21 protein-coding genes, 2 tRNA genes and 1 pseudogene are annotated in these 22,993 nt (G+C 65.6%); 13 read left to right on the top strand and 11 right to left on the bottom strand.

Annotated features, from left to right (window positions below):
- Positions 1 to 73 precede the first annotated feature (73 nt).
- A pseudogene (locus tag MSP7336_RS21265) lies at positions 74 to 1,090 on the bottom strand (MFS transporter); the annotation flags it as partial.
- A gap of 164 nt (positions 1,091 to 1,254) precedes the next feature.
- The gene (locus MSP7336_RS21260) at positions 1,255 to 2,412 is read right to left on the bottom strand and encodes an oxygenase MpaB family protein (RefSeq protein ID WP_113965167.1); all 1,158 of its coding nucleotides are present in this window, start codon (positions 2,410 to 2,412) and stop codon (positions 1,255 to 1,257) included.
- Positions 2,413 to 2,553: 141 nt separating this feature from the next.
- On the opposite strand from MSP7336_RS21260, the gene MSP7336_RS21255 reads away from it, so the two are divergent.
- The 5 genes from MSP7336_RS21255 to MSP7336_RS21235 all read left to right on the top strand — a co-directional run bounded on the left by MSP7336_RS21255 (position 2,554) and on the right by MSP7336_RS21235 (position 5,853).
- Entirely contained in the window at positions 2,554 to 3,177 is a 624-nt protein-coding gene (locus tag MSP7336_RS21255; RefSeq protein ID WP_069394989.1) for a TetR/AcrR family transcriptional regulator, read from the top strand.
- A gap of 118 nt (positions 3,178 to 3,295) precedes the next feature.
- The gene (locus MSP7336_RS21250) at positions 3,296 to 4,084 is read left to right on the top strand and encodes a fumarylacetoacetate hydrolase family protein (RefSeq protein ID WP_069394988.1); all 789 of its coding nucleotides are present in this window, start codon (positions 3,296 to 3,298) and stop codon (positions 4,082 to 4,084) included.
- A complete protein-coding gene (gltX, locus tag MSP7336_RS21245; RefSeq protein ID WP_069394987.1) occupies positions 4,081 to 5,538 on the top strand; it encodes a glutamate--tRNA ligase in 1,458 nt (485 codons plus the stop codon). The genes MSP7336_RS21250 and gltX overlap by 4 nt, the downstream gene beginning before the upstream one ends.
- 98 nt (positions 5,539 to 5,636) lie before the next feature.
- Positions 5,637 to 5,708 (top strand) — tRNA-Gln (locus MSP7336_RS21240).
- 72 nt (positions 5,709 to 5,780) lie between these two features.
- A tRNA-Glu gene (locus MSP7336_RS21235) sits at positions 5,781 to 5,853 on the top strand.
- A gap of 43 nt (positions 5,854 to 5,896) precedes the next feature.
- Here the strand turns inward: MSP7336_RS21235 and MSP7336_RS21230 are convergent.
- The 3 genes from MSP7336_RS21230 to MSP7336_RS21220 form a co-directional block, all read right to left on the bottom strand.
- A complete protein-coding gene (locus MSP7336_RS21230) occupies positions 5,897 to 7,087 on the bottom strand; it encodes an IS481 family transposase (RefSeq protein ID WP_113963298.1) in 1,191 nt (396 codons plus the stop codon).
- A 94-nt stretch (positions 7,088 to 7,181) separates the two neighbouring features.
- On the bottom strand, positions 7,182 to 7,694 hold the full coding sequence (locus MSP7336_RS21225) for a pyridoxamine 5'-phosphate oxidase family protein (protein ID WP_069394986.1): 513 nt from the start codon (positions 7,692 to 7,694) through the stop codon (positions 7,182 to 7,184).
- Positions 7,695 to 7,728: 34 nt separating this feature from the next.
- Positions 7,729 to 8,430 (bottom strand): IclR family transcriptional regulator, encoded by a 702-nt coding sequence (locus MSP7336_RS21220; RefSeq protein WP_069394985.1) that lies wholly within the window; start codon positions 8,428 to 8,430, stop codon positions 7,729 to 7,731.
- A 52-nt stretch (positions 8,431 to 8,482) separates the two neighbouring features.
- Between MSP7336_RS21220 and leuC the strand changes: the two genes are divergently transcribed.
- The 3 genes from leuC (at position 8,483) to MSP7336_RS21205 (ending at position 11,348) form a co-directional block, all read left to right on the top strand.
- The gene (gene leuC / locus MSP7336_RS21215; RefSeq protein ID WP_069395171.1) at positions 8,483 to 9,904 is read left to right on the top strand and encodes a 3-isopropylmalate dehydratase large subunit; all 1,422 of its coding nucleotides are present in this window, start codon (positions 8,483 to 8,485) and stop codon (positions 9,902 to 9,904) included.
- 24 nt (positions 9,905 to 9,928) lie between these two features.
- Positions 9,929 to 10,522, top strand: coding sequence for a 3-isopropylmalate dehydratase small subunit (leuD, locus tag MSP7336_RS21210; RefSeq protein ID WP_113964500.1), 594 nt, complete (start codon positions 9,929 to 9,931; stop codon positions 10,520 to 10,522).
- A gap of 214 nt (positions 10,523 to 10,736) precedes the next feature.
- Positions 10,737 to 11,348, top strand: a complete 612-nt coding sequence (locus MSP7336_RS21205) for an HU family DNA-binding protein (RefSeq protein WP_069394983.1) — start codon at positions 10,737 to 10,739, stop codon at positions 11,346 to 11,348.
- 66 nt (positions 11,349 to 11,414) lie between these two features.
- On the opposite strand, the gene mutT1 is transcribed toward MSP7336_RS21205, so the two are convergent.
- From mutT1 to cofC, 3 genes are all read right to left on the bottom strand, one after another.
- A complete protein-coding gene (gene mutT1, locus MSP7336_RS21200; protein ID WP_425325757.1) occupies positions 11,415 to 12,347 on the bottom strand; it encodes an 8-oxo-(d)GTP phosphatase MutT1 in 933 nt (310 codons plus the stop codon).
- A 78-nt stretch (positions 12,348 to 12,425) separates the two neighbouring features.
- Positions 12,426 to 14,636 carry an RNA degradosome polyphosphate kinase gene (locus MSP7336_RS21195; RefSeq protein WP_113965164.1) on the bottom strand — a complete coding sequence of 737 codons (2,211 nt, stop codon included), beginning with the start codon at positions 14,634 to 14,636 and terminating at the stop codon, positions 12,426 to 12,428.
- 52 nt (positions 14,637 to 14,688) lie between these two features.
- Positions 14,689 to 15,333, bottom strand: a complete 645-nt coding sequence (gene cofC, locus MSP7336_RS21190; RefSeq protein ID WP_069395169.1) for a 2-phospho-L-lactate guanylyltransferase — start codon at positions 15,331 to 15,333, stop codon at positions 14,689 to 14,691.
- 99 nt (positions 15,334 to 15,432) lie between these two features.
- On the opposite strand from cofC, the gene MSP7336_RS21185 reads away from it, so the two are divergent.
- Positions 15,433 to 16,416: an NAD(P)H-dependent glycerol-3-phosphate dehydrogenase gene (locus MSP7336_RS21185; protein ID WP_069394981.1), complete on the top strand. Its 984-nt coding sequence runs from the start codon at positions 15,433 to 15,435 to the stop codon at positions 16,414 to 16,416.
- A gap of 76 nt (positions 16,417 to 16,492) precedes the next feature.
- Positions 16,493 to 17,602: a D-alanine--D-alanine ligase family protein gene (locus tag MSP7336_RS21180; protein WP_069394980.1), complete on the top strand. Its 1,110-nt coding sequence runs from the start codon at positions 16,493 to 16,495 to the stop codon at positions 17,600 to 17,602.
- Here the strand turns inward: MSP7336_RS21180 and MSP7336_RS21175 are convergent.
- The gene (locus MSP7336_RS21175; RefSeq protein WP_069394979.1) at positions 17,599 to 18,126 is read right to left on the bottom strand and encodes a DUF3515 domain-containing protein; all 528 of its coding nucleotides are present in this window, start codon (positions 18,124 to 18,126) and stop codon (positions 17,599 to 17,601) included. The genes MSP7336_RS21180 and MSP7336_RS21175 overlap by 4 nt on opposite strands.
- Before the next feature lie 60 nt (positions 18,127 to 18,186).
- Here MSP7336_RS21175 and MSP7336_RS21170 point away from each other — a divergent pair, with 60 nt between their 5' ends.
- Together MSP7336_RS21170 and MSP7336_RS21165 are read left to right on the top strand one after the other, a co-directional pair.
- Positions 18,187 to 19,149 (top strand): thiamine-phosphate kinase, encoded by a 963-nt coding sequence (locus tag MSP7336_RS21170; protein WP_069394978.1) that lies wholly within the window; start codon positions 18,187 to 18,189, stop codon positions 19,147 to 19,149.
- A 58-nt stretch (positions 19,150 to 19,207) separates the two neighbouring features.
- Positions 19,208 to 19,891, top strand: coding sequence for a uracil-DNA glycosylase (locus MSP7336_RS21165; RefSeq protein WP_069394977.1), 684 nt, complete (start codon positions 19,208 to 19,210; stop codon positions 19,889 to 19,891).
- A gap of 224 nt (positions 19,892 to 20,115) precedes the next feature.
- Here MSP7336_RS21165 and MSP7336_RS23915 read toward each other — a convergent pair whose 3' ends face one another.
- On the bottom strand, positions 20,116 to 20,310 hold the full coding sequence (locus tag MSP7336_RS23915; RefSeq protein WP_069394976.1) for a hypothetical protein: 195 nt from the start codon (positions 20,308 to 20,310) through the stop codon (positions 20,116 to 20,118).
- A gap of 620 nt (positions 20,311 to 20,930) precedes the next feature.
- Positions 20,931 to 21,125, bottom strand: coding sequence for a 50S ribosomal protein L28 (gene rpmB, locus MSP7336_RS21155; protein ID WP_069394975.1), 195 nt, complete (start codon positions 21,123 to 21,125; stop codon positions 20,931 to 20,933).
- 179 nt (positions 21,126 to 21,304) lie between these two features.
- Here rpmB and MSP7336_RS21150 point away from each other — a divergent pair, with 179 nt between their 5' ends.
- Positions 21,305 to 22,993: a DAK2 domain-containing protein gene (locus MSP7336_RS21150; protein ID WP_069394974.1), complete on the top strand. Its 1,689-nt coding sequence runs from the start codon at positions 21,305 to 21,307 to the stop codon at positions 22,991 to 22,993.

Raw genomic sequence — 22,993 nt, 5'->3', positions numbered from 1 at the left:
ACCCGCATACCAGCCATGCGGTGGGATAACCGGCCGCGGTGATCAGGGCGCCGAACAGGGGCGGCCCGGCCGCGGCGGTAAGTCGTTGCGTGGTGTTCTGGATGCCCAGCGCGCGCCCGCTCCAATACGGCCCGGCGTATTCGGTGATCGCGGTCGACTCCAACCCGTTGTCCAGCACCGCGATTACCGACGCGGCGACCATGACTGCCACCTCGAGTCGCCAACCCACGCGGTCGATGACGCCCAGCAGGAACATCGCCAGCGCTGCGGCTACGGCGATGGTCCGCAGCGGCCGCATCCGCGAGCCGACTCGATCCGACCATCGTCCGGCCAGGACCCGCCCCGCGGCGCCGATCAATTGCGAAACAGTGACCAGTGCGCCGGCCGACTTGGTCGACCAGTTGTGGTCGTCGATCAACCAGACCAGCATGAAGGTCACCGTCACCGTCTGCGGCATCATCAGCAGCGACGACGTGATGTGAATGCGCCGCAACACTTTCGGACCGCGATACGGATTGGCCAGCTCCTGCTTGGTCGCCGAAGCGCGCGGCTTGCGCGGCGGATCGATCACGCCGATTGCACTGGCCACCGCTGAGACCGTGCACATCAATGCGGGAAACATCAGACCTGCCACTGGACCGCGTTCGGCGAGTTCGGGAATTACCATGGCGCCCATGGCAATTCCCAGCGGCTGTGCGGTTTGCCGAATCCCCATCGCCAGGCCGCGATGATGCGGCGGAAACCAGCCGGACACCAGCCGGCCACCGGCGGTGTTGCAACTGGCTGCGGCCATACCACCGACGAAGAGAAGAGCCCCGATGGCAATCAGGGAATGCACCGTCGTTGCGGCGTAGGCCGCGGCCGCCGTCAGCGCCGAGCCCACCGTGAGCACGACTCGTTCGCCCACCCGGTCCAGCAATGCGCCCCAGGCGATTAGCGTGACCACCATTCCGAAGCTCGGCATGGCTGCCAACAAGCCGGCCTCGGCAAGCGCGGTGCCGCGCTCGGCTTCCAGCGCGGGAATCAGGAATGCGACGCCGTTGATGAAAATGAAGGCACTCGCGGTCACGGCCAGCGAGATGGCGACCATCGACCAGCGAGCTCCAGTACCGAGCGACTCCGGCGCCATTCGAACTATGGTCCCACACCGAATCCGGCGACGGTGCTGATGAGACTATGCGCGGTTGTGCGTGTACCGCTACCAGCGGCGCGTCGCGCTGAGTGTGGCTACCGGCACACCTTTATATTCCAGCGTCAGCCAGCGACGGCCAACGCGTCGTGACGACGATAGGTGCGGTCACCGCCGGTGGCGGCAAATCCGCGCTCCACGAAACGCCGCCGCGACCATTGCCCGAGCTCCTCGCTGAGCCGGGTGGCGCCCGGGATAAACCGGCGAAGCTCGAACATCCGGTTGATCGCCGAAGTGGCCAGCACCGCCGCCTGCAGCGGCTTGTTGTCCGGCAAGCCGAGTTGGTCGGCATGCGAGCGCCCCAGTACCAGCCGGCTGTAGGACGATAAGTAGGTCCGGGCCAATGCCGTGAGCGGATCTTCGTCGGGCGGACCGGAGTGCAGCGCCTGGGCCAACCGGTAGGAGTCCTGATCGGGCAGGAACTCGGTGTCGGCTTCCAGCCAGAACAATCGCCAGGTGTCGTCTTCGGTTGCCGGGATCAGTTCGGGGTGAACGCCCATCAGCAGCCCGACGTAGCGCCAGAAGTGAAAGACAGCGTCGCGTTCGCGCCGGGAGAACTTGACACCCATGGCCTGACACCCGGCCAGGTTCGCGAGCGAGAACAGCATCAGCGTGCCGGCAAGCTGCACCTGGTTGACGGGGTGATCCCAGGCGGCAAAGTCCCAGTCGTCGCGGCGGGCCATGGCGGCACGCACCATTGCGTGCATCAAGCGCACTCGCAACGTGCCGGTGAACCCGGGAGCGAACCGGTCCAGGCCGTCGGGGGAGGTCACGTCGATGAACCAAGTCGCCGTCTCGTTGAGCCGGCGCGGCGCCATCCGGCGCAGATCGCCGGTGCCGACCAGTGGTTTGTCGGCTTTGGACGCCAGGTAGCCACCAGTGAGCGCCAGGCCGGGCAGCGCCAGCGCGATGCCCCACAGCCCCGTGCGCATCGTCACCCGTACCGCGAGGTCGAGTTTGGCCTGGTCCAGCCAATACGGACGGTCGTCGACCTGGGCGAAGAATGCCACCAACTCCTCGGGTGGGTCCTCGACCGCATCGATGCCCTGGTCGACAGCTGTTTCGAACATGCGCCGCCCCTCGCCGGTGGGCAATCGCTGCATCATCGCCACAACGGCGTCGGCGAGCGGGTCACCCATGTTGGCGAAGCGGCGGAACGACTCTCGTTGCGCGACGGTGGCGCGCACGTCCCCGGGCGCCAACAAACGCATGAACACGTTCATCGGAAACCCGGACAGGAACGGCGGATCCGGCAATTTTTCATTGCGAGGGTTCACCGGCGGGCCTCCCACATCGACAGACGAAAATCTGGTGACAGTGTTCACCAGACACTCCTGGGGGTCAAGGGTGCCACAATCGACACCATGGCGGGCACGGCACGCACCTACGGCGGTGCCACCCAAAGCGAACGGCGGTCCCGGCGGCAGGCCGTGCTCCTCGACGCCGCACTGGATCTGGTCGCCGACGTCGGCGTCGGTGCCCTGACCGTGCGGGGGGTCTGCTCCCGGGCGCGGCTCAACGACCGGTATTTCTACGAGAGCTACCGCAACGTCGACGAGCTGGTGCTGGCCATGCTCGACGACCAGATCGGCCGCGCATTCGACAAGCTGCTGCCCGCGATCGAAGCGACCCCACCCGACCCGGTGCTGCGCGCCCGGGCCGCGATCGGCAGCGGGCTGGATTTTCTGGCCGACGATCCCCGCCGCGGGCGGCTGCTGATCCAATCGCAGGCGACCGATGGTTTGCGGGCGCGTCGCCTCGACCTGATCAGGATGCTGGCGAAGGTCATGGCCGATCAGGGTCGCGCACTGCTGAGCGAGCAGGACTCGCTCGACCCCGACATCGACCTGGCGGCGTTCACCTTGGTCGCCGGTGGCTTCGATCTGGTGACGCTGTGGCTGCGCGACGAACTCGACGTCGGGCGCGAGCACCTGGAGGACTTCTTGGTCACGATGGTCACCGGCGGTCGCCGCGACTCCAATCACTAAATACTCGTGCCGGCCCGTTGCGCCCGGCTTCGCCGCGCTTACGACCGGCTCTGCCTTTTCGTGCCGGCCCGTTGCGCCCGGCTTCGCCGCGCTTACGACCGTCACTAAGCTTCCACGAATGCGCCTAGGCCGAATCGCGAGCCCGGACGGCGTCGCCTTCGTCAGCATCGACGGCGACCCGAACGACCCCGGCGGGATGACTGCCCGAGAAATCGCCGAACACCCATTCGGCACACCGACGTTCACCGGCCGCTCCTGGCAACTGGCCGATGTGCGGCTGCTGGCGCCCATGCTGGCCAGCAAGGTGGTCTGCGTCGGAAAGAATTACGCCGCACATATCGCGGAAATGGGGGGAGCCGCCGCGCCCGATCCGGTGATCTTCCTCAAACCCAACACCGCGATTATCGGACCGAATGTTCCGATCCGCTTACCCGCCAACGCATCACCGGTTCACTTCGAGGGCGAGCTGGCTGCGGTGATCAGCCGGCCCTGCAAAGACATTGCTGCCGAACAGGCCGCCGACAACATCCTCGGGTACACCATTGCCAACGATGTGACAGCCCGCGATCAGCAGCAAGCCGACGGGCAGTGGACACGGGCCAAAGGGCACGACACCTTCTGCCCGGTGGGACCATGGATCGTCACTGACCTCGACCCGTCCGACGTCGAGTTGTGCACCGAGGTCAACGGCCAGATCAAGCAGCGCAGCCGCACTTCGATGATGATTCACGACGTCGGCGCGATCGTAGAGTGGATCTCGAGCGTGATGACACTCTTGCCGGGCGATCTCATCCTGACCGGCACACCGGAAGGGGTCGGGCCGATCGAAGACGGCGACACCGTCAGTGTGATGATCGAGGGGATCGGAACGTTGAGCAATCCCGTTGTGCGCAAGGACAAGTCATGAGCGGCGTGCGGGTCCGATTCAGTCCGTCGCCGACTGGGGTTCCACATGTCGGATTGATGCGCTCCGCGCTGTTCAACTGGGCTTACGCCCGGCACACCGGCGGCACTTTCGTCTTTCGCATCGAGGACACTGACCCCGAACGTGACAGCGAGGAAAGCTATTTGGCGCTGCTCGACGCGCTGCGCTGGCTGGGACTCAATTGGGACGAGGGCCCTGAAGTGGGTGGCCCCTACGGCCCGTACCGGCAATCGGAGCGAACCGAGATCTACCGCGACGTGCTGAACCGACTGCTGGCTGCGGGCGAGGTGTACGAAGCCTTCTCGACGCCGCAGGAAGTCGAAGCCCGTCATCTGGCGGCCGGCCGCAGTCCCAAGCTGGGCTATGACAACTTCGACCGCAACCTCAGCGACGAGCAGCGCGCGGCCTACCTGGCCGAGGGCCGTAAGCCCGTGCTGCGCTTGCGGATGCCCGATGAGGACCTCGGCTGGGACGACCTGGTGCGTGGGCCCACCACGTTCGCAGCGGGCGTGGTGCCCGACTTCGCGTTGACCCGGGCGAGCGGAGATCCGCTGTACACGTTGGTCAACCCGGTCGACGACGCGTTGATGAAGATCACCCACGTGCTGCGCGGTGAGGACCTGCTGCCTTCGACGCCACGACAGATCGCCCTGTACCAGGCCCTGATTCGGATCGGGGTGGCCGAACGGGTGCCCGAATTCGCGCACCTGCCGATGGTGCTGGGAGAGGGGACCAAAAAGCTCTCCAAGCGCGACCCCCAATCGAACCTGTTCGCCCATCGCGATCGTGGCTTCATTCCCGAGGGCTTGCTGAATTACCTTGCGCTGCTCGGCTGGTCGATCTCCGGAGACCGCGACGTTTTCAGCCTCGATGAGATGGTGGCCGCATTCGACGTTCGCGACGTCAACCCCAATCCCGCCAGGTTCGACCAGAAAAAGGCCGACGCAATCAACGCCGAACACATCCGGCTACTCGACGCCGACGATTTCACCGGCAGGCTGCGGGAATATTTCGAGGCGCACGGACATTCCACGGGCTTGGACGACGCCGGTTTTGCCACCGCCGCGCGGCTCGTGCAGACTCGCATCGTCGTGCTCGGGGACGCCTGGGCGCTGCTGAAGTTTCTCAACGACGACGAGTACACGATCGACCCCAAGGCGGCCGGCAAGGAGCTCGGCGCGGACGCGGCCCCCGTTCTGGACGCCGCCATCGCGGCGCTGGACGGGGCGACGGACTGGACAGCCGCGGCCATCGAGGGCGCCCTCAAGGCCGCACTGCTCGAGGGTCTCGAACTCAAACCGAGGAAAGCCTTCGGTCCGATCCGCGTCGCCGCAACCGGTGCGCTGGTCAGCCCGCCGCTGTTCGAATCGCTGGAACTACTGGGGCGCGAGCGGACTCTGCAACGGCTGCGATCCGCGCGGGCCGGACTGGCGTGAACATGGCTACAGTGATATTTGGTAGTCTGCACGTCGGCCCTCGAGCGGCTGGGGGCAACGGCAGCGCAAGGCCGTGACCAGCAGTTTCGGGCCTTCAATGGGGTATGGTGTAATTGGCAACACAGCTGATTCTGGTTCAGCCGTTCTAGGTTCGAGTCCTGGTACCCCAGCAAAGTTCGCCCGCTGCAAGCAATTAGGTGGGCATACCGTGGTGAGCTATGCTGACACCTCGGATCAGTTCTGGCCCCGTCGTCTAGCGGCCTAGGACGCCGCCCTCTCACGGCGGTAGCGTGGGTTCGAATCCCATCGGGGCTACAAATGTGATGTCTCAAGACATACGAATAGCCCGAACCCTCGTTTAGGGTTTGGGCTTTTTTGTTGGTCGACCGCTGGGCATGCCGCGGGGTTGGTAGTCGCGGGTGGGGTCGAGTGTTAGCTGGCGGAGGAGTTCGCCGGTGGTGGCGTTGATGATGCGGATGTTGAGGTCTTGGACGAGGACGAGTACACGGGTGCGAGCGTGGGTTCGTCCGACGCCGATGTGGTGTAGGCGTCCGGCGTGGCGCAGGGTGAGTTTTCCGAATTGGTCGATGCGGTCGGTGCGTACCCGGTTGTGGGTGTCGATGGATGTTGCTGGGTTGGCTTTGGGTCGGGCGGTGTAGGCGGTGGCGGGGGTGGCGTGATGGGGCAGGGATCGGTGTGGGCGGCGGTGGTTGTATTCCTCGGCGAAGGTGTCGAGTTGGGTTTGTAGCTCGGCGAGGGTGGTGGCGCGGGGTTGTCCGGTGAGCCATTTTTTGAGGGTCTGGTGGAAGCGTTCGACTTTTCCGCAGGTGGTGGGGTGGTTGGGGGTGGAGTTGATCTGGGTGACGCCCAGGCGGTGTAGCTCGTTTTCGAATGCGTTGCGGCCACCTTTGCCGCCGGAAAGGCGGGTGGTGAAGACCATGCCGTTGTCGGTCAGGGTTGAGGCTGGAATGCCATGAGTTGCATAGGCTTTGCGGAATGTGTCGAGCACGATGGGTCCGGTGATGCGCAGGTGGGCGGTCAGCGAGAGGACGTAGCGGGCATGGTCGTCGAGCCAGTCGAGGATCTCCACGTGAGAGTGGTCGGCTAGCCACCAGTGGGTGAAGTCGGCTTGCCAGCGTTCGTTGGGTTGTTCAGCGGCAAAGCGGATGTAAGAGGACTTGGGCCGCTTGTGCGGGTGGGGTGCGATCAGCCCGGCCGCGCGCAGATGCCGGTAGATCGAGGCGGCCGAGACGATGCACCCATGGCGGTGTTGCAGATGCCAGGCGATCGTGTACGGCCCATTGTCGAGGCCTTTGCTCGCCAGCTTTTCCCGAAGCTCAATGATCAGCTCGATGGTGTCTTGCGCCAGCCGGGTGGGGGTGGTGTGCGGCCGGCGTGAGCGCGGCTGGAATGCGGCCTCGCCCTCCAGACGGTAGCGGGCCACCAGCCGGCTGACCCAGCCCTGGGAGACCCCATACTCGAAGGCCACCTCAGATTGGCTGCGGCCCTCAACGACAACGGCAGTGATGACTAGACGAGCCTTCGACACCCGCCGACAGTCGGGCGCTCACCTTATTCCGATGTCTTGCGACACGCTATTCGCATGTCCTGAAACCACACACCATCGGGGCTACAAAACGAATTTATTGTTCGGCGCCCAGTACCGCTGGCGCGGTCGAGCCGCCCACCGGCATGTGCGGCAGGCCGAGTTTGCGGTGATCCCAGGATCGCGTGCGGTGCGTCACGATGCGCACGCAGACCCGCTTGTTCATCATCTGGTCGATGACGGGCTTCATTTCATCGCTGTAGGGCCCGGTGTAGCGCTCGTACACACTGACCCCCACCCGGTGCGACACCTCAGGGTCGTCGACGATCTCGGCGACGCCCTCGAAGGAAACCCCGCGCAGGGTGTCGTAGGTGTTGCCGTCCTCGATCAAGAAGCTCACCCTCGGATCACGTTTGAGGTTGACCGCCTTCTGCGACTTGACCTTGGTCTCGAGCCAGATCTCGCCGTCGATCACGCCGTACCACATTGCGGTCAGGTGGGGGTGACCGTTGGGGCCCATGGTGGCCAGCGTCCCGGTGCGGCTCTTGGCAACGAAATCGGCGATCTCGTCGGACGACATCACGATGCTCGCGCGCTGATTGATTCCCATGGCGTCAGTGTGTCAAACGTCGATTCCGGTGCTGCTATAGCCGGCCAGTCATGGCATCGGCGGCCGCCAACAGATCGGCCGCCCATCGCGCACCGGGTCGTCGCCCCATCCGGTCGATCGGCCCGGACACCGAGATCGCCGCGATCACCGTGCCACGCGTATCGCGCACCGGCGCCGACACACTCGCCACACCGGGCTCTCGTTCGGCCACGCTCTGCGCCCACCCGCGCCGACGCACTTCGGCCAGCGCGCGTTCGGTGAACTTCGCGGTCGGCAGGATGGCCTGCTGGGTGGCGGCATCGCTGTAAGCCAACAACACCTTGGCGCCCGATCCGGCGGTCAGCGGCAGCCGCGCACCGACCGGAACGGTATCGCGAAGGCCCGCAGGGGGTTCCAGTGCGGCGATGCAGATTCGCCAGCTTCCCTCGCGGCGGTACACCTGCACGCTTTCGCCGGTGGTCTCCCGCAGCGACGGAAGCACCGCTGCGCTGGCCGCCAGCAGCGGATCGTGGACCTGCGCCGCCAGCTCGCTGACCGCGGGCCCGAGCCGCCAGCGTCCCTCGCCGTCGCGCGAGAGCAGCCGGTGAGTCTCCAGGCCGGCGGCCAGCCGATGCGCGGTGGCTCGAGGCAGGCCGGTGCGCTCACACAATTCGGCAAGGCCGCATGGCGATTCCGCGATCGTGTACAGCACACCCACGGCTTTGTCGAGAACGCCGATACCGCTATCCTGTCTCACATAGGAATACTAACGTCTCATATAGTGAGAACCAAGTGAATCGAGACGAATGATGACCACAGCTGCCGAGAGGCCGCGCACTCTTGCCGAGAAGGTTTGGGACGACCATGTGGTGTCGTCCGGCGGCGGCACGGAACCGGATTTGATCTACATCGACCTGCACCTGGTTCACGAGGTCACCAGCCCGCAGGCCTTTGATGGTTTGCGTCTGGCCAATCGAAGGGTGCGACGTCCCGATCTGACGCTTGCCACCGAAGACCACAACGTGCCGACTGTCGACATCGACAAACCGATCGCCGATCCGGTGTCCCGAAACCAGGTGGAGACGCTGCGGCGAAATTGTGATGAATTCGGAATCCGCCTTTACCCGATGGGCAACATCGAACAGGGCATCGTGCATGTCGTCGGCCCGCAGTTGGGCCTGACTCAGCCCGGTATGACGATCGTGTGCGGTGACAGCCACACCTCGACACATGGCGCATTCGGCGCATTGGCAATGGGCATCGGCACTTCCGAGGTCGAGCATGTGCTGGCCACCCAGACGCTGCCGTTGCGGCCGTTCAAAACGATGGCCATCAATGTCGACGGTCAGCTGCCGGCCGGCGTGACCGCCAAGGACATCATCTTGGCAGTCATCGCCAAGATCGGGACCGGCGGCGGTCAGGGGCATGTCATCGAATACCGCGGCAGCACCATCGAATCGCTGTCGATGGAGGCCCGGATGACCATTTGCAATATGAGCATCGAGGCCGGCGCCCGGGCGGGAATGGTGGCGCCTGACGCGACGACATACGAGTTTTTGCGTGGCCGACCGCACGCCCCGGTGGGTGCCGACTGGGATGCCGCGGTGGCGTACTGGGACGGGCTGCGCACCGACCCTGGTGCCGAATTCGACACCGAGGTCTATGTGGACGCCGCCTCGTTGAGTCCGTTCGTCACCTGGGGGACAAATCCCGGCCAGGGCGTGCCACTGGCGGCGAGCGTGCCGGACCCGCAACTGATGGCCGATGACGCCGAGCGGCAGGCCGCGGAGAAGGCGTTGGCATACATGGACCTTGCGCCCGGTACCCCGATGCGGGACATCGCCGTGGACGCCGTCTTCGTCGGGTCATGTACCAACGGTCGTATCGAGGATCTGCGCGCGGTGGCTGAGGTGTTGCGTGGCCGAAAAGTCGCCGACGGTGTGCGGATGCTCATCGTTCCCGGTTCGATGCGTGTGCGCGCACAGGCCGATGCCGAAGGGCTGGCCGAGATCTTCACTGCGGCAGGGGCCGAGTGGCGCCAGGCGGGCTGCTCGATGTGTCTGGGGATGAACCCGGATCAGCTTTCACCGGGAGAGCGCTGCGCAGCGACGTCCAACCGCAATTTCGAAGGGCGGCAGGGCAAGGGCGGTCGCACCCATCTGGTGTCGCCGGCGGTGGCCGCGGCGACGGCGGTGCGCGGGAAGCTGTCGGCCCCGGCTGACTTGGACTGACACCACAAGAAACGGAGACCGAACATGGAGGCCTTTCACACCCACACCGGTATCGGAGTGCCATTGCGGCGATCCAATGTGGACACCGATCAGATCATTCCGGCGGCCTATTTGAAGCGGGTAACCCGAACGGGTTTCGAAGACGGATTGTTCGCCGCCTGGCGCACAGATCCTTCTTTCGTGCTAAATCTCAGTCCGTTCGACAGGGGTTCAGTACTGGTCGCAGGTCCGGATTTCGGCACCGGATCTTCACGTGAGCATGCGGTGTGGGCGCTGATGGACTACGGATTCCGGGTGGTGATCTCGTCGCGCTTCGCCGACATTTTCCGCGGCAACGCGGGCAAGGCGGGCTTGTTGGCGGCCGAAGTCGCCCAAGATGATGTCGAGCTGCTCTGGAAGCTGATCGAGCAGAGTCCGGGGTTGGAAATCACTGTCAATCTTCAAGATCGGAATGTGACCGCAGGAACGGTGGTGGTGCCGTTCAACATTGACGACTACACCGCCTGGCGGCTGGCGGAAGGACTCGACGATATAGGCCTTACGCTGCGAAAACTCGACAGGATAGAGACTTTCGAGGCGACTCGGCCCGGGTGGAAACCACGCACCCTCACCGCTTAGTCAGACCCTCGATTCGCCCCGAATTCCGGAGCGCCGGACAGCCTATTTGACACCCCGGTACGCGCCAGTCCACCGACCAAGGGCGGCAACCGGATTCCAAAAAAGTCCGCTACACGCCATTGAAATTGCGCGTGGCTCTTGGAAATTTGCCGGGTTAGGGTTTACCGTGTGTTCTAGTCGGTCCAACAAGGGCCACTAACCTCGGAGGGTTTGCATGAACAAAGCAGAGCTCATCGACGTACTCACAGAGAAATTGGGCTCGGATCGTCGGTCGGCTACTGCCGCCGTGGAGAACGTCGTCGACACCATTGTGCGCGCGGTGCACAAGGGTGACAGCGTCACCATTACCGGGTTCGGTGTATTCGAACAGCGGCGTCGGGCTGCGCGCGTAGCTCGCAATCCGCGCACGGGCGAGACCGTAAAGGTGAAGCCCACGTCGGTGCCGGCGTTTCGTCCGGGTGCTCAGTTTAAAGCGGTTGTCTCTGGCGCACAGCGCCTCCCAGCGGAAGGACCTGCGGTGAAGCGTGGTGTCACAGCGTCCGGTGCCAGGAAGTCACCGGCGAAGAAAGCGGCCAAGCGGACAGCCGCGAAGAAAACTACGGCTCGCAAAGCTGCCAAGAAAGCACCGGCCAAGAAGGCGACGAAGCGCACGGCAGCCAAGAAGGCGACCAAGCGCACAGCGGCCAAGAAGGCCACCAAGCGCGCACCCGCCAAGAAGGCGACCAAGCGCACAGCGGCCAAGAAGGCCACCAAGCGCGCACCCGCCAAGAAGGCGACCAAGCGCACAGCAGCCAAGAAGACGGCTGCTCGCCGCGGTCGTCGGTAAGGCCAGCCAAAACACGGATTCGTCGCGGTCGCCGCTACTGTGTGGCGTCCGCGGCGAATCTGTGTGTTAAATCAGCGAATTCTTGGCCAGCGCGCTGCCGATGTGATCGGCGGCTACCATGCGCCCGCCCGAAAGGGACAGCACCCAGGTGCTGCCCTTGCGGTTGCGGGATTTATCCGGGCGCACGCCGTCGCGAGCACACCACCAGGTGATCAGGTCTGGAATGACTTTGCCCTGCGTGCAGATCACCGACGTGCGGCCCAGTTTGGCGATCTGGAGGATCCGCCGCCGCGCGCGCTTGGGATTTTCGGCGTAAGCCTCCTCGGTCAATGTGGGCTCGTTGCAGATCTGAACACCCAGTTCCTCGGCGAGCGGTTCGACAGTCTGGTGGCAGCGCACCCGATCGGCGGCATGGACATCCTCGGCACCGAAAGCCAATAGCTGACCGACTAACGCCTCGGCTTGCGCACGACCCTTTTTATCCAATGGTCGCTTGGTGTCGTCGCCTTTGAAGCGGGACTTACTGCCCGCGGTACCGTGCCGAACCACCAAAATGGTTTGCGTATCGGCGGGGTATCTGCCGAACCGACGCAGAATCTTTCGGTCTTGCGGATAGGACACTTTTTTCATGGCCGCGGAAACCGGCAGCCACAAAAGCTCGTCTACCTCGCGGCTCGGGCGGAATTTCCCCCCGAGACTGCGCGCCGCCCAGTACCGCACCTTCTTGGTCCCCTGCTCGATTGGATAGGTCACGGTCCCAACCCGCCTGCCCAGGTGCGCCCGGTGGCCGGTCTCCTCGAACACCTCTCGCACTGCGGTCACCGGTTCGGTTTCGCCGGGGTCGACTTTGCCTTTGGGTAGCGACCAGTCGTCATAGCGTGGTCGGTGGATCAATGCGACCTCGGTCGTGGAGTCGTCGTGCCCGGGCCGCCAAAGCACCGCACCGGCGGCCCACACGGTCTTGCCCGCCGCGTCCTCCGGCGAGGTTTGTGCTGACAACCTAACTCCTGCAGGTCGATTCGGGCCGCGCAGACGGCGCATCGCCCGTTGGCCGAGGGGGCGAGATGTGAATTTCGATCACGGACTGCGGTGTCGCTCCATCAGTGATACCTGATGATCGCGGACGGTATGGCCAGCCCGTGGTGACGCCGTCCATTGTCCGTCCGCTCCCAGCTCCCAGCACCGGGTTGCCGGGTCTAGCGCCGAGGTGAAAATGTCGTCGAGTTGCGCCGTGAGCCTGGGGTCTTTGACTTGAACCATCACCTCGACGCGCCGGTCGAGGTTGCGGTGCATCATGTCGGCGCTCCCGATCCAGAACTCGTTGATGGAGCGGAAGTGGATGATTCGCGAGTGCTCCAAAAAGCGACCGAGAATTGACCGCACTGTGATGTTTTCGGAGAACCCCTCCATACCGGGCCGCAGCGCACAGATGCCACGCACCACCACCTCGACACGCACGCCGGCTTGCGATGCGCGGTAGAGCGCGTCGATGACCTGTTCGTCGACGAGTGCATTCATCTTCAATCGGATGCGCCCGTCGCCGCTTTGGCGGTGCGCGGCGATCTCACGCTCAACACGCTCGATGATGCCGGTGCGGATGCCCTGCGGCGCCACCAGAAGGTTGCGGTAGGACAGCTTGCGCGAATAACCGGTCAGCGAGTTGAACAGGTCGGTGAGATCAGCGCCGATGTCGGGGTCGGCGGTAAGCAGGCCGATGTCTTCATAGAGTCGGGCGGTCTTGCTGTTGTAGTTGCCGGTGCCGACGTGGCAGTAACGACGAATCGTCGAACCTTCGCGCCGCACCACCAAACAGGTCTTGCAATGTGTTTTCAAGCCCACCAGCCCGTACACCACATGCACGCCCGCCTGCTCGAGTGCACGTGCCCAACGAATGTTGGCCTGTTCGTCGAAGCGTGCCTTGATCTCGACCAGCGCTACCACCTGCTTGCCGGCTTCGGCAGCGTCGATGAGTGCGGTGACGATCGGTGAATCACCCGAGGTGCGATACAGCGTTTGCTTGATTGCCAGCACGCCCGGGTCGGCGGCCGCTTGCTCGATGAATCGCTGCACGCTGGTGGAAAACGAATCGTACGGGTGATGCACCAGCACATCGCCCTCCCGCAGTGTGGCGAAGATGCTTTTGGGAGTTTCCTTCTCGGCGAACGCCGGGTGCGTGGCCGGAACGAATGCCGGGTCCTTCAGCGCCGGACGGTCGAGATCGTAGATCTGCCACAGCGAGGACAGGTCGAGCAGCCCCGGCACCTCGATGACGTCGCCAGGATGCACATCGAGTTCGCGCAGCAGCAACTCCAACATGCTCTCGGTCATGTCGTCGGCCACCTCGAGCCGCACCGGTGACCCGAACCGCCGCCGCGCCAGTTCCCGCTCCAGCGCTTGCAGCAGATCCTCGTCGCGGTCCTCCTCGACTTCGAAATCGGCGTTGCGGGTAATGCGGAACACGTGGTGCTCGACAATCTCCAACCCGGGGAAGAGCACCGGAAGGAAGGCCGCGATCAGTTCCTCCATTGGCAGGAACCGGACCTGCACCTTGCCATCGCGATCCTCACTCGCTTTGAGTTCGACGAAGCGATCGACGTTGTCGGGCACCTTGACCCGGGCGAAGTGAGTGCCGCCATCGTCGGGTCGCTTCACGGTGACCGCGAGATTGAGGCTCAGCCCGCTGACGAACGGGAATGGGTGGGCCGGGTCGACCGCCAACGGCGTGAGGACGGGGAACACCTGCTCGTGGAAGTACTCGGAAAGTCGGTCGCGTTCGTCGTCGTTCAGGTCGGCCCAGGTGACAACGTGGATGCCCTCGTCGGCGAGCGCGGGCCGCACGGAGTCGAGGAACACGCGCGCGTGCCGGCTGGCGATCTGTTGGGTCTGCTCTCCGATGCGTCGCAATTGCTCTCGCGGGGTCAATCCGTCCGCGGAGCGCACCGACAAGCCCATCTCATCGCGGCGTTTGAGGCCCGCGACGCGAACCATGTAGAACTCGTCGAGGTTGGAGGCGAAGATCGCCAGGAATTTAGCCCGCTCGAGCAACGGCAGCGAGGTGTCGGCCGCGAGCGCGAGCACGCGCGCATTGAAGTCCAGCCAGCTCAGTTCCCGGTTGAGGTAGCGGTGCTCGGGAAGCTCATCTTCGACGGAGGCCGCGGCCGCCGTCGCGGCAGGTGGTGCGCCCGGCGCGGAGTCACCCGGATGCCACATCCGCTGGTCAGGCCGCTCCTCGGCGGCCGTGGCTGCCCTGGCTTCGGTTTCGGTCACACTTTGATCATTGCCCATCAGCGGGTGGTGTTGCCACCGAGCGGCCGACTTCGATGCGCAGTTGGTGCATAGCTCACCGGGCGGTCCCAATCGCGCGGGCCGTCGCAGGACCCACTCCGAGGCGGCGCGCGACGGCCAGGTCGGCGGGGGTGTCGATATCGCAGCGCAGGCCGGGCCATGCCCCGGTCAGCTCGATCGCCCCCGAACGCCGGTGCCGCGCGGCAGAGTCCGCGCCGAACTGTGGGTTGAGTGCATCGCCGAACGCGCAGAGTACCGAGGTTCCGGTACCAAGCCGGTCGGAGACGAAACTGCGCCGGTAGGCGCGCGCCGCACGGATCGCTTCAGTGAGTTCCTGTGTCTGCAGCGCCGGTAAATCTCCTTGCAGCACAACGATATTGGGCGTTGATTGGCTCACCACCTCTTCGGCCGCGGCAATGGCGCTGTTCAGGGGGTCGGGATGACCTTCAGGCGTGGGGTCGGCGAGCACATCGGCGCCGTGTTCCCTCGCTGCCGCGGCTGCGGCGTCGTCGGGTGTGATGACGGTGATCGAGCGCAGCGCCGTAACGCCGCCGGCTGCGGTGAGGGTGTCGACCAGCATGGCCAGCACCACATTTTCCCGGGTCGACGCTGAGAACACCGGCGCCAGGCGGCTCTTCGCGGCGGCCAGCCGCTTGACGGCAATGATCAGGCCGACATCACCAGCTCGTATGCCGCCCATACGGTAATCCTGCCAGCGTCGGGTGCCGGCCTGTGCGGGCTGCGCCCACTGCATCGTCGCCAGGTTAGGGTTGCACAGGTGACTGGCACGACTGCAGTGATGGGGGCCGGTGCGTGGGGCACCGCGCTGGCGAAGGTGCTGGCCGACGCGGGCGTCGTCGACGTCATCTTGTGGGCGCGCCGATCCGAGGTCGCCGAAGAGATCAACGCCACCCGGTGCAACTCCGCCTACCTGCCCGGGGTTGTGCTGCCGTCATCGATCCGCGCCACCAACGACGCCGCTGAGGCGCTCAGCTCAGCCTCGACGGTCCTGCTGGGAGTGCCCGCGCAGACGATGCGGGCCAATCTCGAGCAGTGGACGGGGTTGTTCCGCGAGGGTGCGACGCTGGTCAGCCTCGCCAAAGGCATCGAATTGGGCACGCTGATGCGGATGAGCCAGGTCATCGTCGCGGTGACCGGCGTCGACCCTGCGCAGGTCGCGGTGATCTCCGGACCGAACCTGGCCAGCGAGATCGCCGAGGGCCAGCCCGCCGCCACCGTGGTGGCCTGCAGCGACTCCGGTCGTGCGGTGGCAGTGCAGCGAATGCTGAACACCGGCTACTTCCGTCCCTACACCAACGCCGACGTGATCGGCACCGAGATCGGCGGTGCGTGCAAGAACGTCATCGCGCTGGCCTGCGGAATGGCAGCCGGTGTCGGCCTTGGCGAGAACACCGCGGCGGCGATCGTCACCCGCGGCTTGGCCGAGATCATGCGGCTCGGAATTGCCTTGGGGGCCAAAGGAACAACGCTGGCCGGCCTGGCCGGAGTGGGGGACCTGGTGGCCACCTGCATCTCGCCGCATTCGCGCAACCGGTCGTTCGGCGAGTGCCTGGGCCGGGGCGGGACGATGGATTCAGCGCTGCAAGCGCGCGAGGGCCACGTGGTGGAGGGGGTGACGTCGTGCCAGTCGGTGCTGGCGCTGGCATCCAGCTACGACGTCGAAATGCCGCTCACCGACGCGGTACACCGGGTGTGCCATAAGGGACTGTCGGTCGGCGAAGCGGTGTTGTTGCTGCTCGGGCGTAGCACCAAGCCGGAGTGACGATCGCGGGCGCTAGCCGGTCGCCACGGGTCGTCACCTGATATCCCGGCACGATGCCCGGTAGCCTCTCTAGGTTGTGAGTGCCCGTGGCCGTGTCCGCGTCGCCGTTGTGTTCGGCGGACGCAGCAACGAGCACGCCATTTCCTGTGTCTCGGCCGGCAGCATCCTGCGCAATCTGGATCCGGAGCGGTTCGATGTCGTTGCGGTCGGGATCACCCCGGACGGCTCGTGGGTGCTCACCGATAACGACCCCGACGCATTGGCGATCACCAATCGGCAACTGCCCGGAGTCGCTGCTAGTTCGGGGACGGAGCTGGCTTTGCCCGCCGACCCACAGCGAGCCGGTCAGCTGGTGTCGCTGGCGCCCGGCGGAGCTGACGTGCTGGCGTCGGTCGACGTCGTGTTTCCGGTGCTGCATGGCCCGTACGGCGAAGACGGCACGATCCAGGGGCTGTTGGAGATGGCCGGTGTGCCCTATGTGGGTGCCGGAGTGCTGGCCAGCGCCACAGGGATGGACAAGGAATTCACCAAAAAGCTGCTGATTGCCGAAGGGCTTCCGGTCGGGGCGCACGCGGTGCTGCGGGCCGCGCAACCGACTTTGGATGCCGCGCAACGTGAACGGCTGGGACTACCGGTCTTCGTCAAGCCTGCCCGCGGCGGGTCGTCGATCGGAGTCAGTCGGATAGCCGACTGGGAGTCGTTGCCAGCCGCGATTTCCCAAGCACGGCAACATGATCCGAAGGTCATCATCGAGGCCGCGGTCGTCGGCCGGGAACTCGAATGCGGTGTGCTCGAATTCCCGGATGGCACAGTTCAAGCGAGCACGGTCGGGGAGATCCGGGTGGCCGGTGTGCGCGGACGCGAAGACCCGTTCTATGACTTTGCGACCAAATATCTCGACGACGGCGCGGAATTGGACGTGCCGGCCAAGCTCGACGACGACATCAGCGAAGCCGTTCGTGAGCTGGCCATCCGGGCGTTCCGGGCGATCGACTGCCAGGGGCTGGCCCGGGTGGACTTCTTCCTCACCGACGATGGGCCGCTGATCAACGAAGTCAACACCATGCCCGGCTTCACCACGATCTCGATGTATCCGCGGATGTGGGCGGCCAGCGGCGTGGATTATCCGACCTTGCTGGCCACCATGGTCGACACGGCGTTGGCACGCGGGACGGGCCTGCGCTAAGTACCTCGGCCCGGGTTGATCGGCACGGCCGGCATCACCTGGTCGATCAGATCCGACAGCTGCTGGATGGGCGTCGGACCCGAGCCGGGCGGCAGCGTCAGCGCCACATACACCGGGCGGTCGACGGTGTACCAGGTGGAGCGATCATCCTGGCGCAGCGCAAACCACTGCACCCCGTCGACGACCTGGATGGGCGCGCCCACCACGAAATCGGCCGGCCGGTCGAGTCCGCACCGCAGCACAACCGGTTCGCCGTCGCCCCCGGCGCGCCACGCGGCGGCGCCTGGGGGCGTCGGCTGCGCGATCGGCGCCCGCTGGTAGTCGCCGAGCCGCTGCGGCAATGCGTCAAAAAGTGCCCGGCATGCCGCGTTGTCCGTATGCGGCGCCGGCACGGCGGCCACGACGACCGGTTGCCGCGGCGGATGACGGGTGGCCGCGACCGCCAGCACGACACCGATGGCGCCAACGGCCAACACCAGCGCAGCGATCAGCGCCGCGCGTGGCGGCCCCTCGTAGTTGTCCATCGCGCTTACACTCCCGAAGTCGGCGGAGTAAAGCTACCTGCCAATCGGCCAGGAGGTGGCGTGACACCTGATCGAACGCTCGGCGAGATCGGCGAGTTCGCCACGATCCACCAGGTGGTGCGAGGTCGACGCCAGCCGGCCGCAGTCGAGTTGGGCCCCGGCGATGACGCCGCGGTCGTGGCCGCGGGGGACGGCCGGGTCCTGGTCTCGACCGACATGTTGGTCGAGGGTCGACACTTCCGGCTGGATTGGTCGACGCCCCACGACGTCGGCCGGAAAGCTATCGCACAGAACGCCGCCGACATCGAGGCGATGGGCGGTCACCCCACCGCGTTCGTGGTCGGCTTCGGGGCGCCGGCCCACACCTCGGCCCGGCACGTCAACGCGCTGGCCGACGGTATGTGGGCGGAGGCCGAACGGGTCGGTGCGGGTATCGCCGGCGGAGACCTGGTGGACTGCCCGCAATGGGTGGTGTCGGTGACGGTGTTGGGTGATCTGGACGGCCGAGCGCCCGTGCTGCGCTCCGGCGCGCGGCCGGGTTCGGCCGTCGCCGTCGTTGGCGAGCTCGGCTATTCTGCAGCCGGATATACGTTGTGGCGTAAAGATGTTCAGATGTTCGACGACTTGCGGCGACGCCATCTGGTGCCGCAGCCGCCATACGGGCAGGGCCTGGCCGCCGCCGAGGCGGGCGCGCAGGCGATGATCGACGTGTCCGACGGCCTGGTTGGCGATCTGCGGCACATCGCCCAGGCATCCGGTGTGGGCATCGATCTGGCCACCGACGCGTTGGCCGCTGATCATGATGCGCTGGTGGCCGCCGGCGAGGCCGTGGACACCGACCCCTGGTCGTGGGTGCTCGGCGGGGGAGAGGATCATGCCCTGCTCGCGGCGTTCACCGGGCCGGTCCCGCCGGGCTGGCGTGTCATCGGGCGGGTCCTCGACGGGCCGGCGCGGGTGCTCATCGACGGCAAGGAGTGGCAGGGATATGCGGGCTGGGAGGCGTTCAGCCCGGCAGATAACTAAGGGACAAAGGAGAGCAACAGTGACCGTGCAGCGTGGTGTTGTTGGCGAAGGAGCTGGCGTGACCCCACGGCCGCTGCGTGAACTGATCGAAGAAGGCTGGGCGCGGGCATTGGAGCCGGTCGGCGAGAAGGTCGCCGAGATGGGACAGTTCCTGCGCGCCGAAATCGCCGCGGGCCGAAGCTATTTGCCCTCAGGTGCGAATGTGTTGCGCGCCTTTACATTTCCCTTCGATCAGGTGCGCGTGTTGATCGTGGGACAGGACCCGTATCCGACGCCGGGGCATGCGGTGGGTTTGAGCTTCTCGGTGGGCGCGGGAGTACGCCCGCTGCCGCGCAGCCTGGAGAACATTTTCGCCGAATACACAAGTGATCTGGGATACCCCGTGCCGTCGTGTGGTGACCTGACGCCGTGGGCGCAGCGTGGGGTGATGCTGCTCAACAGGGTGCTCACCGTGCAGCCGGGCAACCCTGCGTCACATCGGGGCAAGGGCTGGGAGGTCGTCACCGAGTGTGCGATCCGCGCCCTGGTCAATCGCGGCAAGCCGATCGTGGCAATCCTGTGGGGCCGCGACGCATCGACGCTCAAACCCATGCTGGTCGGTCAAGACTGTGTCGCGATCGAATCGCCACACCCTTCGCCGCTGTCGGCGTCGCGGGGTTTCTTCGGCTCGCGGCCGTTCAGCCGCGCCAACGAGCTGTTGGTGGGGATGGGTGCCGAGCCCATCGACTGGCGTCTGCCGTAGGTGGCCGACAGCGCGGCGCACCTCCACAAGACCATCGGAGGCCAATGGCTGGAACATGCCCAGGTCGTGGTTTGAGCGTCTTCACTAGTCCCTTAGCCTTTCGCGATTTCGGGACCATCGGTTGGGTCGAGACCGCACGGGGCGGTCGTCGAGCAGAAATAGGCAAATTTACCCATGCTGTGGCACCAGCAAAACGCACATCGGTCCAAATGTGGGCGTAATGCCTAATTGCCTCCGGCGACCGCCCGCTCACCGGCATAATTGCACAGCATCACGCCGGAAAGGAACCAACCATGAACACCAGCCACGCCCTGACACGGATCGCAGCCGGTGCGCTGCTGTCCGGCGTCGCGGTAGCGGGGTTGGCACTGGCCGCGGGTAGCGCCCAGGCCGAGCCCCGTGTTGCGCCGCAATATCATGGCCCGTTCCTCGAAGGCGGGCCCTACCATTGGTGCCCAGGGGATGATCCGGGGGGAGGCCCCGGCGGCCCCTTCGTTACAAGTCCACCAAACTGGAACTGGGATGTCTGCCACACCTACTACGTAGTACCGGCCGGTCAGGGCAATGTATCTCCGGGTATTTGGGATGGCGATAATCCTCCGGCGCCTCCGCATTGGCCCCCTCCCTTATGGGTTCCGTGAGAGCAAATCAGGACGCTATTCCGGCTAATATCGCGAGCCGTATCTGCTGCGCGGGCGAAATTGGCCGTTGATGCCGTGGCGGGCCAGCTCATGGCGAAACCCAACCGCTGCGCCGTCGGCGACAACCGTCCCAGCCGACCCGACGCCCCCGTTAATGGATCTTCCCCGTTACCCGCGAACCCGTATCAATGGTGCCCAGGTGACGACCAGCGCGGTGACGGCGGAGCGTTTGTGGACCTTCCCGATGAATTGGGACTGGCGCGTCTGCCACGCCTACTAGATCCTCCCGGCGGCACAGCGGAATGTTTCTCCGGGTCTATGGGAAAGGGACGCTGCGCCGGCGATCCCGCCGTCCTGCGAGCTATTTCCCAGCGGCCGGACTCAGCTCGCGGGAGCGCCTAGCCGCGCACAACCTTTCCGGCCTTGATGCACGAGGCGCACACGTTGAGCCGCTGCTTGTTGCCGCCGGGACGGGTCACGGCGTGCACCGTCTGGATGTTGGGATCCCAGCGACGGCTGGTCCGGCGATGCGAGTGCGACACCGACTTGCCGAAGCCGGGGCCTTTACCGCAGATGTCGCAGACGGCGGCCATAGCTGAAACTCCTCAAATCTCTGGGGCCAACGACCAGGTTACGGGTGGCCAGAACAACCCGACCAGGATAGCCGCCGGTAAGCGGAACCACCAAAACGCTCAACACGGCCGAATGCCTTATGACCAGTCCTGTCGGCGTCACTGGATAGGCTGGCGCCCACTACAGGAGGCGCAAGGAGGTGGGCCAGCTGTCTCGACGGGACACACCGGATCGCCTGCTGGACGCGTCCGCGTTGCGTGATTGGGCGCACACCGCCGTCAGCGACCTGATCACCCACATCGACGAGATCAACCGGCTTAATGTGTTCCCCGTCGCCGACGCCGACACCGGGACGAACATGCTGTTCACCATGCGTTCGGCGCTGGCCGAGGCCAAAACCGGCGCCGACACCGACGACGTCGCCCAGGTGGCGGCCGCGCTGTCGATGGGCGCTCTACACGGTGCCCGCGGCAATTCCGGGGTGATCCTGTCCCAGATCCTGCGCGGTATCGCCGACGTCACCGCCGACGCGGCCGCAACAGCGGGTGGACAGTTGCCCAGCATCGACGCCGCGCTGCTGGGGGCGGCGTTGTGGCATGGTGTCGACTTGGTCGTGGCCTCGATGGGCGGCCGGGAGGTTCCCGGCACGATCGTGTCGGTGCTGCAGGCCGCCGCGGGCGCCGTCGAGGAGTGCGCCGACGCCGGCGAGGAGCTGGCCCGGGCGATCACCGCTGCCGGCGATGCCGCCGCGATTGCGCTGGAAAAAACCCCTGAGCAGCTCGACGTGCTCAGCGAAGCCGGAGTGGTGGACGCCGGAGGACGCGGCCTGTTGGTGCTGCTCGACGCACTGCGTTCGACCATCAGCGGCCATGCACCGGCCCGCACCGTCTACGAGCCGTCACCGCGGCGTGAACCGGCAGAGCCGGGTCCCGAACCCGCGGCACCGCAGTTCGAGGTGATGTATCTGCTGGATGGCTGCGATAGTGCGGGCGCGGACGCGCTGCGCGAACGGCTCGGCCAACTGGGTGACTCGGTGGCCATCGCTACATCCGCCTCCGAGGGTGCCGGCGCCGGCGGCTACTCGGTCCACGTCCACACCGACGACGCCGGCGCCGCCGTCGAGGCAGGCCTGATCTTCGGCAAACCCCGCCGGATCCAGATCTCGGCGCTGACCGCTGGCGCTACCGGCCTGCCGCCGGGTAGCTGGACTCGCGAGCGGGCCGTGCTGGCCGTTGTCGACGGCGACGGCGCGGCCGAGTTGTTCGCCAGTGAAGGCGCCTGTGTGCTGCTGCCCGACCCGGACGCCCCCGACCCGACGACGGCGCTCACCGCGCGCCAGCTGCTGCGCGGTGTCGTGGACACCGGCGCCGCGCAGGTGATGGTGTTGCCCAACGGCTATGTGACGGCCGAAGAACTGGTAGCCGGTTGCACGGCCGCCATCGGATGGGGCATCGACGTGGTGCCACTGCCCACCGGATCGATGGTGCAGGGGTTGGCGGCGCTCGCGGTGCACGATCCGGGACGCCAAGCCGTCGACGACGGCTACACCATGGCGCAGGCTGTCGGCACCGCCCGGCACGGATCAGTGCGTGTGGCAACCGAAAAAGCGCTGACGTTCGCCGGCACCTGCGAGCCCGGCGATGGATTGGGCATCGCCGGCGATGAGGTGCTGATCGTGGCCCCCGATATCACCCGGGCTGCCATCGGCCTGCTCGATCTGATGCTGGCGCCCGGAGGTGAATTGGTAACGGTCTTGGTAGGGGCGAACATCCAAGTGGATGTGGCCGACGCACTGCAACAACACGTGCACGACAACCATCCGGGAATCGAATTGGTGACGTATTACACCGGGCATCGCGGTGACGCGTTGTTGATCGGGGTCGAGTAG

It is taken from the genome of Mycobacterium shimoidei (assembly GCF_900417275.1).
GTDB lineage: Bacteria > Actinomycetota > Actinomycetes > Mycobacteriales > Mycobacteriaceae > Mycobacterium > Mycobacterium shimoidei.
The sequence above is the reverse complement of the archived record's forward strand: the minus strand, read 5'-3'. Positions and strand labels throughout refer to the sequence as shown.

What these genes read in the sequence shown, in the direction of transcription:
- MSP7336_RS23915 (WP_069394976.1), bottom strand. Translation starts at nt 20,310, where the DNA reads ATGATATTGCGGCGCAACACGGGGCTCGGCCTGGGCGCTACCCGCGGC.
- rpmB (WP_069394975.1), bottom strand. Translation starts at nt 21,125, where the DNA reads ATGGCCGCCGTCTGCGACATCTGCGGTAAAGGCCCCGGCTTCGGCAAG.
- cofC (WP_069395169.1), bottom strand. Translation starts at nt 15,333, where the DNA reads ATGGGCGGCATACGAGCTGGTGATGTCGGCCTGATCATTGCCGTCAAG.
- MSP7336_RS21250 (WP_069394988.1), top strand. Translation starts at nt 3,296, where the DNA reads ATGCGCCTAGGCCGAATCGCGAGCCCGGACGGCGTCGCCTTCGTCAGC.
- MSP7336_RS21185 (WP_069394981.1), top strand. Translation starts at nt 15,433, where the DNA reads ATGGGGGCCGGTGCGTGGGGCACCGCGCTGGCGAAGGTGCTGGCCGAC.
- MSP7336_RS21225 (WP_069394986.1), bottom strand. Translation starts at nt 7,694, where the DNA reads ATGGGAATCAATCAGCGCGCGAGCATCGTGATGTCGTCCGACGAGATC.
- MSP7336_RS21255 (WP_069394989.1), top strand. Translation starts at nt 2,554, where the DNA reads ATGGCGGGCACGGCACGCACCTACGGCGGTGCCACCCAAAGCGAACGG.
- leuD (WP_113964500.1), top strand. Translation starts at nt 9,929, where the DNA reads ATGGAGGCCTTTCACACCCACACCGGTATCGGAGTGCCATTGCGGCGA.
- gltX (WP_069394987.1), top strand. Translation starts at nt 4,081, where the DNA reads ATGAGCGGCGTGCGGGTCCGATTCAGTCCGTCGCCGACTGGGGTTCCA.
- leuC (WP_069395171.1), top strand. Translation starts at nt 8,483, where the DNA reads ATGACCACAGCTGCCGAGAGGCCGCGCACTCTTGCCGAGAAGGTTTGG.
- MSP7336_RS21205 (WP_069394983.1), top strand. Translation starts at nt 10,737, where the DNA reads ATGAACAAAGCAGAGCTCATCGACGTACTCACAGAGAAATTGGGCTCG.
- MSP7336_RS21175 (WP_069394979.1), bottom strand. Translation starts at nt 18,126, where the DNA reads ATGGACAACTACGAGGGGCCGCCACGCGCGGCGCTGATCGCTGCGCTG.
- MSP7336_RS21260 (WP_113965167.1), bottom strand. Translation starts at nt 2,412, where the DNA reads ATGAACGTGTTCATGCGTTTGTTGGCGCCCGGGGACGTGCGCGCCACC.